Here is a 13621-nt window from a genome sequence, read left to right as displayed (position 1 = left end):
GTCGGCATTTATCCAAGACAGTTAAACGCTTAATAGTGCTGGCTTTCCTGAAAAGGCAATGCCTTTAATGAGTTGCTTGGGGTCTAAAATTAACAGTAATTTTTCTGGTAATTTATGTACCCCCAAGACAAGCTCACGCGACATTTTTGGAAAATTATTGGGTGGTGGTTCAAAGGTCTCTTGCTCTAGGGGAATAATTTCACCCACGCTGTCTACCAACAAGGCAATTAACATGTTGTCACATTGCAAAATAATACTAATCGTTTCTTCTTGAATCAAAGTATTTTCAAGCCCTAAGCGCTCATACATATCAATTGCAGGCACAAGTTGACCGCGCAAATTCATAATGCCGCGAACCGTTTTTGGGCTTTTTGGTACACGTGTAACGTCTAAGTTTTTATTCAACTCAAGAACATCTGTCGCAGTAATGCCAAAATACAAGCCACCTAAATAGAAGGTCGCATAATCAGTGGCAGCACTCATCGCATTACGTCCATATCTATGACTTCAGGGTAGGTCTTTTGATGTTCTTGTAGATCCCGCATCATTAAGATTTCTTGCAGATCGATGACATTAATCACTTTCTCGCCCATCAGTACGCAACCTGCCAAGCCACGTTGAGGGGGATTCGCTTTTTGCAATTTCTTGGGCACATGGATAATGTCGTGAACTTGACTTACTACTAGGCCAATCGGCATTTGATTAAAGTAATGCACAATCACTGATAACGGCTGGGTAGTTGAGTCAACCGCAGGTTGGGCGCCTTCAATATATTCATTCATGCGAATTAAATGCATGATTTGGTCGCCATATTGCACCACCTCGCGACTACCATTGCGCTGCACCCGACTGAGCGCAAAATTCTCTAAGCGCTCAACATCTTCTAGGGGAATAGCAATGCGTTCGAGACCGGCTAATTCAAACAATAACATCGAGACTTCTTCTTCACGTACTTGAGTAAATATCGCTTCGGGGTTTAGTGGACGCGCCTGAATTTTTGCTACTAAGCCAGAGTGAATTGCCATACCATCGACATCTAGAATTAATGCTACACGGCCATCGCCTAAAATCGTCGCTCCAGCAAAATCAGGAATCCCTTTCAGGAGGGCGCCAAGGGGCTTAACTACTACTTCTTGCATGTTAAGTACTTCATCAACTACGAGACCAAAAGAGATGCCCGAGGATTGCAAGATTGCCACATTAATCGCTTTTGCGCTATCGGGTACATGTGCACTCAATTTTAGTTGTTGATTTAAAAATAATAGCGGCACGAGTTTGCCGCGTAAGCGAAAGACTGGGGTGCCATAAAAATCTTCCAAGCCAGTTGAATTAGTAGGATCAATGCGCACCATTTCGGAAATGCTATTTTGCGGAATTGCATAGCGCTCGCTTTCGCAGCGCACGAATAGCGCTGGCATGATCGCTAAAGTGAGCGGAATTTTTAAACGAATATTGGTGCCTTTGCCGCGATGGCTATCAATTTCAATTGAGCCTCCAATAGCCGAAATATTATTTTTAACCACGTCCATGCCAACACCACGGCCTGAGAGGTTGGTAACAACCTGATTTGTAGAGAAGCCTGGGAGGAAAATAAATTCCAGTAACTGCATGTCACTGAGTTTTTTAGCGTCTTCAAAACTAACTAATTTCTTATCAATTGCTTTTTGGCGCACAGTTTCAAATTTAATGCCACCACCGTCATCGGCAATCTCTATTACTACCATGCCATTTTCATGAATCGCACGCAGTAAAACAGTGCCGTTTTCAGATTTACCTTTAGCCAAGCGTTCGGCGGGAGGTTCTATACCATGATCAATGCTATTGCGAATAATATGAATTAGCGGGTCACGAATACCATCAAGTAAGGTGCGATCGAGTTCTGTATCGGCACCCTCCTGTATTAGGGTGACCTTTTTATGACAATCATTGGCAATATCGCGCACTAAGCGGGGAAATTTAGACCATACCTGTGAAATTGGCTGCATGCGCGTTTTCATCATGCGCTCTTGCAACTCTAGGGTAAGTAGATCAATCGATCTGACGGTATTCGAAAAATTATGATCGCCAAATTCGGCAGTAAAAGGCAATAAACGGTTGCGTGCTAGGACCATTTCGCTGACTAAATTCATCAGCTTATCGAGTAACTCTAAGTTGACTTTTACAGGGGCTGCCACTTCAGTAGTTCGGGCATTACCAGTTGGTGTAGTGGCGTCAACTACAGTTTCTGATTCGATCGTAATTAAGCTATCGCCCATCACAACTTCATCTACAGTTTCGACTTCTTCTGAATCAATTGCTTCGAGCACTAAGTCATCGGTAGTAACGCCCGTGTCAACCGCGGGTGTGGAGGTTTCAGATGAGGGCATTGCATTGCGATTAGCGGTACTGCTAACAGCGCCACCACTCGCAAGACTAAGCAAGTCGGCGATGAGGAGGGTATCGTCACCCGCTGGTTCTGTGTTAGCTACTTCAATACCACTAATAATTTCACGTAAAGCATCAAGCGCCATGAGTAGGGTGCTGGTTTTTTGGGTATCGAGTGCTAGGTGCCCATCCCGAATTTTTCCTAATAGACTTTCACCCGCGTGTGATACTTTCTCGAGACGTTTAAAAGCAAAAAAACCACTGCTCCCTTTAAGCGTATGCATGGCACGAAAAATATTGCCAACCAGTTTTTTATCATCGGGAGTTTCTTCAAGCTGAACAAAATCTAAATCGAGTTGGTCAAGAATTTCTCTTGCCTCGATAATAAATTCAGCCAGAATATCGTCGTTATTGTCCATGGATAAGACTTGGGTAGCCTATTAAAGAGATCACGAAAGCGGGCTAAATTAAGGGGGTAAAAAGTAAAAAGGTCATCAATTTGCCAATTAAGTGACTTTTCATAATATAGTAGTTTAAGGGCAAAATAATTCGGTTTTCCCCAGTATTACCCTAGACCTTGCCCTGACTTGGGGCACCTTGACCCAGGAAAGTATTGCGTCGCAATAGTACTACTTAATTACCCAAATTTTTTCGCACTTTCGCTACCAGCTCGGGGGTAGCATTGGCGGGGGCAGTATTTCCCCAGCTGGTACGTACATAATTTGCAATTTCGGCTATTTCTCGATCGTTTAAGCGGGCTTTAAATGCGGGCATGGCTATGTAATTGGCTCGTGGATGAATGCCCCCTAGAACGACCTTAAAGATATTCGCAGGGTCTGGAGCTTTCACAACAGGGTTGCCAGTAAGGGGTGGAATGACTCCAGCAACGCCAACCCCTTTTGAGAGGTGACAGCCACTACAGTTGTCGAGATAGAGTTTGGCGCCGATGATTTTGGTCGGATCTGGCCCAGCCCTGCCGGCGTAAAGAGAGGAATTGGGTGGCAGGGATTTCAAGTACTCTGCCATGGCATTTAAATCGGCTTCGGTCATGTATTGCATGCTGTTATGCACTACCTCTCCCATGGGGCCTAACACTGCTGTTTTGCCTTTGTAAGAGCCTGTTTTTAAATATTTAGCAATATCTTCAGCTGTCCAAGAGCCAAGCCCGGTAGTAATATTGGAGGTTAGGTTGAGGGCAAACCAGCCATCAATTACTGCGCCGGTATACGCTTTTTTCTTCTCGATACCACCAGCAATATCCCGTGGCGAATGGCAATCACTACAGTGGCCAAAGCCCTCAACTAGATAGGCACCGCGATTCCATGAGGCAGATTTACTGGGGTTAGCTTGATATGTGCCCTCTTTAAAAAAGAGTTCCCGCCAACCAATCATCGACAGCCGAATATTGAAGGGGAAATCAAGGTGATTTACCTCCACTTGATTACTCACAGCTGGCACAGTGCGTAAATAAGCATAAATTGCATCAATATCTTCGCGCGTGGCCTTGGTATAAAAATCGTAAGGCATGGTGGGATAAAGATCTTGATGCTTTTTATTGATGCCATCATGCAGCGCACGATAAAAATCATTCGCCGACCAAGAGCCAATGCCCGTTTGTATATCTGGGGTGATATTGGGCGAAAGCATATATCCAAAAGGGGTGTCGAGGCGAAGTCCACCAGCAAATGGCTTGCCGCCGGGAGCTTGGTGGCAAGAAATACAATCACCAGCGCGGGCGAGGTACTCGCCTTTTTGTAGTTGAGTTTGCGGCGCAGCTATCGGGGCGGTGGCCTTTTGTGCATATACAGGCGCGATACTCAGTGCCACCATGACCATGACAAGCGCCTGCTCAAAGCCATGTTTGCGAGCCTTCAAAAAATTGCTTTTGGTCAACCTTAGTAAGGCGAAACTGGAAGTAATACCGAGCATAGGTTGTTGGTTTAGCAATTGATTGTGCCAATCATAAAAAGGATATAAGGATTAAAAACATTATGCCTAAGCTGTATAAATATTCAAAATGGGCTAGCTTTTAGGGGTTTTCCACTAGAGGTAGTTTGTTAGCTCACTTTTGATTTAAGATTATTGAGGCCCTCAATTAATCCCATATTGAAAGATCGGTATGAAAGAAAGTTATCCGCAGTACGTTAAAAATAGATCGGCTAAAATTTATTTGGTAGGAATCATTATCTTTTCTATCGCAATTCTAACGATTGTATTTTTAGGTAGCTTGCACTTTTCTTAAGTGTGCAATCACCATTACTGCATATTCAAAATCTCAAAAGCTGCTTTTAAGCGTTTGGAATAGAGCGCGGTAGTTGCTTTAATTTCTTCTGGTGTCCAACTACGATAGCCAGCCCCCGCCTTCATCCCTGTTTTACCTTCTGCCATTAATTGCGCCAAGCTCGGGGGAATGGTTTGACTATTCGAAAGGGAGGGATAGATTTCTTTTGCGGCGTTGGCCATCCCATCCCAACCAGAAATTTCTTTTTGAGTCATGGGCCCAATCGCCGCATAGCGAAAACCAAAGCTATAACGTACTGCATCGTCAATATCAGCTGGAGTGGCAATACCTGCGTCCACCAGGGCTAAAGCTTCACGCATCAGCGCATGTTGTATACGGTTAGCTAAAAAACCAGGGATATCGCGTTTCACTAAGACCGGTTTTTTATGAATTTGCCGATAGAGTTCACAAACTTGTTCCGCAATCGCAAGAGTCGATTTTTCTCCAAGTACAACCTCGACTAAAGGCACAATTTCTGCGGGCATAAAGTAATGCGCGCCAAGCATGCGGTTGGCAGTAGTTAAATTTTGGGCAATTTTTGAAATTGGAAAGCCTGAGCTATTGCTGCCAATCGGAATATGTGGCGGAACACGCTGATCTAGCGACTGGAAAATCGCTTGTTTGAGTGCTAGATCTTCGGCAACAGTTTCAATGACCCAAATACAATCTTGCCAATCACCCCAAGTATCGAGATCGCCACCCCGTTGTTGCGCTAATAGTGTGCTTGGGCTTTGCTCACGAATAGCAGATTGGGTGGTAATAGTTTGCGCTAAGGCCACCGCTTTTTGCAGACACTGCGATACCTTAGCTTGATTGCGACCCAAGATTAAAACTGGGTATTGCTCCGCAATAAAGCCAGCAGCAATCCCTGCGGCCATGGTGCCGCTACCAATTACTGCAATATATGTCATGGGGTATTGTCCGAGATGGGTTGGAACTCAATTTTAAGTCGAAGTCGAGCTAATTCGCAATAAATTAGCATAACTGCGAAGGACTGAAAATGTCTGCGGCTACCTGAGCCTGTCTGCGCAAATATGTTTAAATAGGCTACTTCACTTGCACCATTTAAGGAAAATTTGTAATGTCAATGTACAACCCGTTTCAGCCAGTAGAAAAGATTAAAGCTGAAGTTTTTATGTCGATGCCAGCCAAGTTTAAAAAAAAATCTCGTACGGGTTGGTCAGACCCGAATCGTCAAAATGCCGAAGTCGAGTGTTTTTTAGAGGGGCCTTCTTTTGATCGTGAAGGTAATTTATGGTTTGTTGACATTCCCTTTGGGCGGATTTTCCGCATTACGCCTAAAGGAGATTGGGAGTTAGTTACCCAATACGATGGCTGGCCGAATGGCTTGAAGTTTCATCAAGATGGCCGTGCGTTTATTTGTGATTACAAAGCAGGCTTATTGGCTTTAGATCCGAAAACAGGCAAGTTAGAAACCATTTTAGGTTCGATGTACAGCGAAAATTTTAAAGGGTTAAATGATTTACATTTTGCCTCGAATGGCGATTTATATTTTACTGATCAAGGGCAAACCGGCATTGCCGATCCTACTGGGCGCGTTTTTCGTTTGCGCGCAAATGGGCAGCTTGATCGCTTAGCCTTAAATGTACCGAGCCCGAATGGGATCACTTTAAATACGCAAGAAAAACATGTTTTTGTTGCGGCAACTCGCTCTCAGCAAATTTGGCGCTTACCCTTGATGGCTGATGGCTCGGTCTCGAAAACCGGGGTAGCGATTCAGTTAACAGGTGGGGTTGCTGGGCCTGATGGCATTGAAATGGATGCGGAGAATGGCCTATTGGTATGTCATCTCGGTATAGGAGTATGGCGCTTCGATAGCAATATGTTGCCAACCCATTTAATTTATTCTGAAAATCCCCATCATCATCATTTAGCCAATTTATGTTTTGGCGGTGATGGCAAAGATGTTTACATTACTGAATCACTATCTGGCGATATTTTAAAAGCCCGCCTACCTGTAGCCGGTAAAAAAATGTTTGGTCTTACTTAGTTTTTATTAGATTTGATACCACTGAAGATGCAGTACATTTCCTTAGCCACCGCACAAGGTTTCATAAGCGATATTTTTAGGGCGGTAGGCGTACCGCCCGATGATGCGGCGAGAGTTGCGCATCTCATGTTGCAGTCTGATTTAGCAGGCGCCGATGGTCATGGCTTATTTCGCTTACCTTCATATGTGAAGCGAATTCAAGCGGGTGGCGTTAATTTGCATCCCAAGATGCAAGTTGAAAAAGATTTCGGCGCCACTGCGCTATTAAATGGCGATAATGCGCTGGGTCATTTGGTAATGGCACGGGCGGTTGAGCTAGCTCAAGTAAAAGCGAAGCAGTTTGGTGTAGCTTGGATTGGTAGTCATCATGGTAACCACGCTGGCGCAGCAGCAGTATATGTGCGGATGCTTGCTGAGCAGGGTCTCATCGGAATTTATATGGCAGTGGGCAACGCAAATCATATGGCCCCGTGGGGCGGAATTGATTTGTTGCTCTCCACTAATCCCCTTGCAATCGCAATACCTGCGGGCAAGCAGCCCATTGTCTTATTAGATATGGCAACAACCATTGCCGCCTATGGTAAGGTTAAATTAGCCGCGCAAAGGGGGGAGTTGATGCCCGATACTTGGATGATAGATCGAAGCGGTAAACCCATTACCGATCCGAAGCGCGCTAGCGAAGGTTCGCTTTTACCAATTGGCGAATACAAAGGGTACGGCTTAGCACTGATGATTGGGTTATTAGCGGGGAGTTTAAACGGTGCTGCGGTAGGTAAAGAGACCATCGATTTCAATGCCCAGCAAGCTAGCGCTACCAACACAGGCCAAGCTGTCATTGCTCTAGACCCCTCGGCTTTTGGTGACCCTGAAGCATTTATTGAAAGGGTCAATCAAGTTGTGCGTGATATACAGCAATCGACTCCTATTCCAGGTGGAGCTGGAATACGTGTGCCAGGGGAGGGTGCCGCGCGCACAACTGAACAACGACAGCGCGACGGTATTCCCCTATCATTAGAACTATTTAAAACTTTAGATGCATTAGCCATTGAACATGGCGTACCTCTTTTACTTAAGGAGCAGTAGATGACACTTCAACAATGGTGCAGGATTCCATTTGGCGCACGTTCGATTTTACTTGGCAGCTTTTTCTTATTGGCTGGATTAATGCAACCCGTATTTGCTGCCTATCCCGATAAGCCTATTAAAGTGCTGGTGGGTTATGCACCGGGAAGTTCAACTGACATTATTGGACGCATTATTGCCCAAGATTTAAGTATCGCGCTAAAACAAACTGTAGTGATTGAAAATCGTGGGGGTGCTGGCGGTAGTTTGGCAGCAGATGCGGTAGCCAAAAGTGCACCCGATGGATATACGATTTTATTTGCCCAAAATGGTTTAGCCATCAATGTGGCTACAAACCCAAAATTAGCCTTTAACGGCATGAAAGATTTAATTCCCGTGGTTGGGGTTACTGCAACTCCTCATATCTTGGTAGTGAATAAAGAATTTCAAGCAAAGAATGTTGCTGAATTAGTAGCCCTACTAAAAAGCAAGCCTGGCAAACTAAGCTTTGCTTCATCGGGTATTGGCAACTCGGATCACATGGCGGGCGAACTATTTTTAGCAATGACTGGCTTACAGGCCATTCATGTGCCCTACAAAGGCGGGTCACCTGCGGCTACCGATGTTTTAGGTGGGCAAATTGATTTCTATTTTGCCGGGATGCCAGTGGGCCTCCCTTTATATAAAGGCGATAAGTTACGTGCTTTGGCGGTAACCAGTAAACAGCGCTTTAGTGGCGCCCCTGAGTTGCCAACGATGATTGAAGCGGGGGTACGAGCTTATGACATGACCTTATGGCAGGGTGTTTTTGTCCCTGCAGGTACACCCAAGGAAATCATGAGTTTACTCAGCACTACGATTTTAAAATTGCTTGAAGACCCTGAGACGAAGGCACGTTTAAATAAAGCTGGCGTACAAATTGCCCCAATGAATCAAGCCCAATTTAGTGAACTGTATTTTTCAGAAATTGCACGGTGGAAGCAAGTTATGGAAAAAACCAATATTAAGCTTGAATGAAACGCGCACGTCGAATTTGTTTTGCTATAGGGGTTTTGATTGGCTACAGGACTTTAATATGTGGTGCAGGTATAGGTGTGCATCACTGGAAAGCGGTCATTTAAGGTTGTCCGTACCTCAGAAATAGCCGCGCCCTTTTTACCCAACTTTTTACATTCCTCAATGGCTACTGCCATCACTTCTTCATCATTTGCGGTAACTACGGTTTGAACGCCGACTCGTCCATCGGACGTTTGCACAGCTCTGAAATTACTTTTTGAGGTTCCACAGGCGCTGAAAATAACGCTCGTAGTAAGAGCGATTAAGAGCAACAAGAGCGGTAGTAGATGAGAAGTTTTGATGGGATGCATTCTAATATTTTAATAGTATCTATGCTTAAGCCGTGAATTGTAATTTTGCGAGGCGCGCATAGAGGCCATTTTTTTCAAGCAACTCGGCATGGGTACCTTCCTCAACAATGCGGCCTTCATCCAAAACAATAATGCGATCTGCACGTAATACGGTAGCTAAGCGATGCGCAATAATTAAAGCAGTTTTTCCGGGCAGGAGCGCATTCAAGGCTTTTTGCACGGCACGTTCCGATTCGGCATCGAGTGAAGCAGTCGCTTCATCCAATAAAAGGATGAAAGGATTTTTTAAAATGGCTCGGGCAATTGAAATACGCTGTTTTTGTCCACCCGATAAGCGTACACCGCGTTCACCTAAAAAGCTGTGATAACCCTCCGGTAGTGCAGAAATAAATTCATCGGCATATGCCATTTTGGCAGCAGCAATCACTTCATCATCGGTAGCATTTAGACGACCATAGCGAATATTTTCAAGTGCGCTATTAGCAAAAATTAAAGGCTCTTGCGGAACAATGCCAATCAGATGGCGTAACTCGTCGATGGGCCACTGTTCTAGTGTGCGGCCAAAAATATTGATAGCGCCACTTTGCGGCTCATAAAAACGTAATAGCAGGGAGAAAATAGTACTTTTGCCTGCGCCAGATGGCCCTACTAAGGCATAGCTTTGACCCTTAGGAATGGTGAGATTTAAATGATCTAAGGCCAAAAATGTAGGGCGCGATGGATAAGAAAAAGATACGTTGGCAAACTGTATGGCCTCAGTTTGCGTGGCGGCTAAAGCCCCAATCTTATCCATTTGTTGCTTAAGCCGATTAGCTGAGTCATCAATACCATGATGATCAAAGGCGATTGCGGGTTTCGCTTGGATTAGTTCAACGAGTCGCTCAGTTGCGCCAGATGCGCGTTGTAAGTCGCCCCAAACCTCAGACAAAGCGCCAATTGAACCTGATACTAAGGCTGCGTATAAAACAAATTGGGTTAATTGGCCAATCGTAATTTGTCCCGTACCAACCTGTAAGGCTCCGACCCACAAGACAAAAACGATGACTGAAAATGCAAGCGTAATCGCTAAGGCAGTAAGCATTGAGCGTACTTTGATGCGTTCTTTAGCAACGGTAAAGGCCAATTCAACCGCAGTGCGATAGCGCTTTTGCTCATACGGTTCGCGTACAAAGGCTTGTACAGTAGGCATGGCACTGAGGATTTCACCGGCAATCGCACTGGCGTCGGCAACTTTATCTTGACTAGCCCGCGACATCTTGCGCACGCGACGGCCAAAAGCCCACAGTGGCAACACAGTAAACAATAAAAGACCTACCATCATGCCTGCTAACCAAGGGCTGGTAGCTAACATCATGCCAATTCCACCAATTGCCATGACTGAACTGCGTAAGGCTAAGGAAATACTCGTGCCAACTAAAGTTTGAATTAGGGTGGTATCGCTAGTTAGGCGTGATAACACTTCACCGCTTTGTAAGGTTTCAAAATAACTCGGGCTTTGCCGAAGGACATTTTGAAAAACCCGCTCACGCATATCGGCCACAACGCGTTCGCCAAGCCACGACATAAAGTAGAAGCGCGCGGCTGTGCCAAGCGCTAAGACTACAGCGATGATTAGGAGGTAAATAAATTCACGGTGAACCGCTTGGCTAGTTAAGCCAGTATCAATTAATTGCCGAAAGGCGATGGGTACCGCTAGGGTAGCGCCTGCAGCAACAAACACAAAGATAATGGCTAAAATCCATTGCAGACGATATTGGCGAATCACTTGATAGTCTTTGAGCCAATGGCGAATGCTACTGATCTTTACAGGCTTTTTACTCATATATGATGATACTTTTACACTATTTAGATTGATCAAGTATTGTAGGTGATGAATATATGTTGATAAAATTAAAAATGAGCGTTCTGGTATGCCAAGCATTAATCTGTACTGCGTTGCTGCAGATTAGTGCACCAGCGACCGCGCAAGCTAATGCTCAGGCTAACCCGGCTGCCGAGCTACAACCGGTTAAAACCATACCGTCAATTGACGTTGCTCGTTATTTGGGTACTTGGTATGAGATCGCAAAATTTCCTAATTGGTTTCAGCGGAAATGCCTTTCTGGCACGAATGCAAACTACCAATTAAAAGAAGATGGCAATGTAAAGGTAACGAATCGGTGCAAAGTTGAGGGTGGTGAAATGGCCCAAGCAATTGGCACCGCGAGGCAAATTGGCGGCGCTACTTCCCCTAAATTAGAGGTCCGTTTTGCTCCTGACTGGTTAGCAATTTTGCCCTTTGTGTGGGGTGATTATTGGGTGATTGATCTTGATCCACAGTATCAATTGGCTGCGGTAAGTGATCCGCGGCGCGAGTATTTATGGATCTTATCGCGCACGCCAAAGGTCAATCAAAAATCCTATGATGATTTATTACAACGACTCGTCACACAGCAATTTGATTTAAGTCAATTGAGTCTCACGCCGCAAGACTAAACTGCATGAGCGAATTCGAATTGAGTGCTTGCGTTAAATTCGCTGTTACTCGACCTTACCAATTTTTTTCACTGAGATAGCTAGGTCTCCCGCATCTTTATCCCAGTAAGTCTTGAACTCGGGCGCATCGAGGTACATTACCGGGCTACCAGAATTACCAATAATTTCTTTCACTTTTTCATCATTTGCAGCTAGCTTGGCAGCTTCGCGCAATTTATTCACAATCGCATCCGGAGTATTGCTGGGCACAAATAAGCCTGACCACTGGGCAAATTCAATCGGCACCCCCAGCTCTTTAAAGCTGGGCACATCAGGCAAGCTCACTAGGCGCACATTGCCCCAGTGCGCTAGAGGTCGTAATTTTCCAGCTTTGATGTATTGCACCACCGAAGATGGCCCCGTTGCCAAGGCATCAACTTGACCACCCAGTAAGGCCACAATTGCAGGGCCTGCTCCAGTATAGGGAATATGCACCATATAAAATTTTTCATTGGCTTTCAGCATTTCCATGGGAACGTGCATGGTGCCGTAATTTCCTGATGAGCCAAAATTATATTTACCTGGGGATGCTTTCATGGCATCCAAAAATTGCTTATAGGTTTTCCATGGGCCGTCACTCCGCACCACTAAAACAGTTGGATCGGCGGTGAAGCGGGCAATCGGCTTTAATTGATTTAGTTGAAATGAGGGCGTTTTCCCTAAAATTTTATCGGCTTCAGGAATAATGGAAATTGAGGATAGCGCCATCAACATGGTGTAGCCATCCGGCTTTGATTTGGCGACTGCCGCCATTCCAACCCCACCCCCAGCGCCCACTTTGTTTTCAATAATTACTGCTTGGCCTAAGCTACGCGACAGCGCTTCAGCTACTGGGCGGGCTACGGTATCAGCCACTCCCCCAGGTGGGAAAGGTACGACCATCGTCAGAGGACGAGTAGGCCACGCCTCTTGCGCATGAGCCGCGCTGATTAAAAGGCCGGAGAGCATAGTCAATAAACCCAGCATGGTACTCAAGACTAAAATACAGGGTTGGGGTAAACCCGAAAGAGGGTGAGCTTGTCTCATATTTTTATTTACTCGAATGAAGGAATTCATATCCTACTACAATCATTTGCAGGTGAATAAAATCGTTTGAGGAGATGAGTTTCATGAAATTTGCTGCATTCCGTTTGCGTCATGGCACACCCGCTGAAATCGAGCGCGTGCGGGTAGGTTTAGTGTCCACTGAGCAAGACAATATTGCTGAATACGGCGTATCTACTAATCTGACTGAAGCCGGAGTTCTAACGCTTTTAAATCTGCAATTGGCCAAGCAGCCTTTGCCAGCTACTACTACTACTCACAGCCTCAGTGCAATCCAGTTGTTGGCCCCAATTCCAAGGCCGCGGCGTAATATTTTTTGTGTTGGTAAAAATTATTTTGAGCATGCAAAAGAGTTTGGGACTAGCGGCTTTGATAGCAGCACGTCAAAGCCAGGCGATGAAATTCCGAAGGACCCGATTATTTTTACTAAACCCCCTGAGTCGGTGATCGGTCCAGGAGCAAATATTGTGATTCCGCAACAAGTTTCAAATGCTGTTGATTACGAGGTTGAGTTAACGGTGATTATTGGCAAAGGTGGTAAAGGCATTAGTCAAGCCAATGCAATGCAACATGTTTGGGCGTATACCGCAATTAATGATGTGACCGCACGCGATTGGCAACAACGGCATAAGCAATGGTTCTTAGGAAAAAGCTTTGATACTTTTTGCCCGATGGGGCCTTGGGTAGTGACAGCCGATGAGCTAGATGTTAACGATATCTCAGTTAAATGTTGGGTTAACCAAGAATTACGGCAAAGTTCTAATTCAAAAGATTTAATTTTCAATATTCCCAAGCTCATTGAGACCATTTCCGCGGGGATTACTTTGTATCCAGGTGACATCATTGCAACTGGCACACCAGCCGGGGTAGGTTTAGGTTTTAAACCCCCCAAGTATTTAGCGCCGGGCGATATTGTGAAACTAGAGATTGGTGGGGTTGGCGTACTAGAAAACCCATTGGTAATGGGTTAGTAGAAAG

12 protein-coding genes are annotated in these 13621 nt (G+C 45.2%); 5 read left to right on the top strand and 7 right to left on the bottom strand.

Annotation, left to right across the window (positions count from 1 at the left end; genetic code table 11):
* Positions 1-21 precede the first annotated feature (21 nt).
* From LZT22_RS09380 to LZT22_RS09365, 4 genes are all read right to left on the bottom strand, one after another.
* The gene (locus LZT22_RS09380; protein ID WP_233924894.1) at positions 22-483 is read right to left on the bottom strand and encodes a chemotaxis protein CheW; all 462 of its coding nucleotides are present in this window, start codon (positions 481-483) and stop codon (positions 22-24) included.
* Positions 480-2783 (bottom strand): chemotaxis protein CheW, encoded by a 2304-nt coding sequence (locus tag LZT22_RS09375; RefSeq protein ID WP_233924893.1) that lies wholly within the window; start codon positions 2781-2783, stop codon positions 480-482. Before LZT22_RS09375 ends, LZT22_RS09380 begins: the two co-directional genes overlap by 4 nt.
* Before the next feature lie 214 nt (positions 2784-2997).
* Positions 2998-4239: a cytochrome c gene (locus LZT22_RS09370; protein ID WP_233924892.1), complete on the bottom strand. Its 1242-nt coding sequence runs from the start codon at positions 4237-4239 to the stop codon at positions 2998-3000.
* A gap of 381 nt (positions 4240-4620) precedes the next feature.
* Positions 4621-5556: a 3-hydroxyacyl-CoA dehydrogenase family protein gene (locus tag LZT22_RS09365; protein ID WP_233924891.1), complete on the bottom strand. Its 936-nt coding sequence runs from the start codon at positions 5554-5556 to the stop codon at positions 4621-4623.
* 170 nt (positions 5557-5726) lie between these two features.
* Here LZT22_RS09365 and LZT22_RS09360 point away from each other — a divergent pair, with 170 nt between their 5' ends.
* The 3 genes from LZT22_RS09360 to LZT22_RS09350 are packed head-to-tail and all read left to right on the top strand — an operon-like array spanning position 5727 to position 8735.
* A complete protein-coding gene (locus tag LZT22_RS09360; protein ID WP_233924889.1) occupies positions 5727-6656 on the top strand; it encodes an SMP-30/gluconolactonase/LRE family protein in 930 nt (309 codons plus the stop codon).
* Between the two features lie 27 nt (positions 6657-6683).
* Positions 6684-7739 (top strand): Ldh family oxidoreductase, encoded by a 1056-nt coding sequence (locus tag LZT22_RS09355; RefSeq protein ID WP_233924887.1) that lies wholly within the window; start codon positions 6684-6686, stop codon positions 7737-7739.
* A complete protein-coding gene (locus LZT22_RS09350; RefSeq protein WP_233924885.1) occupies positions 7740-8735 on the top strand; it encodes a tripartite tricarboxylate transporter substrate binding protein in 996 nt (331 codons plus the stop codon).
* Between the two features lie 53 nt (positions 8736-8788).
* On the opposite strand, the gene LZT22_RS09345 is transcribed toward LZT22_RS09350, so the two are convergent.
* Both LZT22_RS09345 and LZT22_RS09340 read right to left on the bottom strand, forming a co-directional pair.
* Positions 8789-9085 (bottom strand): hypothetical protein, encoded by a 297-nt coding sequence (locus LZT22_RS09345; RefSeq protein WP_233924883.1) that lies wholly within the window; start codon positions 9083-9085, stop codon positions 8789-8791.
* Positions 9086-9110: 25 nt separating this feature from the next.
* A complete protein-coding gene (locus LZT22_RS09340; protein ID WP_233924881.1) occupies positions 9111-10907 on the bottom strand; it encodes an ABC transporter transmembrane domain-containing protein in 1797 nt (598 codons plus the stop codon).
* A gap of 56 nt (positions 10908-10963) precedes the next feature.
* Between LZT22_RS09340 and LZT22_RS09335 the strand changes: the two genes are divergently transcribed.
* Positions 10964-11560 carry a lipocalin family protein gene (locus LZT22_RS09335; protein ID WP_233924879.1) on the top strand — a complete coding sequence of 199 codons (597 nt, stop codon included), beginning with the start codon at positions 10964-10966 and terminating at the stop codon, positions 11558-11560.
* A 45-nt stretch (positions 11561-11605) separates the two neighbouring features.
* Here the strand turns inward: LZT22_RS09335 and LZT22_RS09330 are convergent, their stop codons facing one another.
* Complete coding sequence (locus tag LZT22_RS09330; RefSeq protein WP_370635211.1) at positions 11606-12625, bottom strand: Bug family tripartite tricarboxylate transporter substrate binding protein; 1020 nt, start codon at positions 12623-12625, stop codon at positions 11606-11608.
* A gap of 83 nt (positions 12626-12708) precedes the next feature.
* Here LZT22_RS09330 and LZT22_RS09325 point away from each other — a divergent pair, with 83 nt between their 5' ends.
* Positions 12709-13614, top strand: coding sequence for a fumarylacetoacetate hydrolase family protein (locus LZT22_RS09325; protein WP_233924878.1), 906 nt, complete (start codon positions 12709-12711; stop codon positions 13612-13614).
* Positions 13615-13621: the final 7 nt, after the last annotated feature.

It is taken from the genome of Polynucleobacter sp. IMCC 29146, from assembly GCF_021395195.1.
Lineage (GTDB): Bacteria > Pseudomonadota > Gammaproteobacteria > Burkholderiales > Burkholderiaceae > Polynucleobacter.
This window is presented reverse-complemented; position numbering and strand designations above follow the sequence as displayed.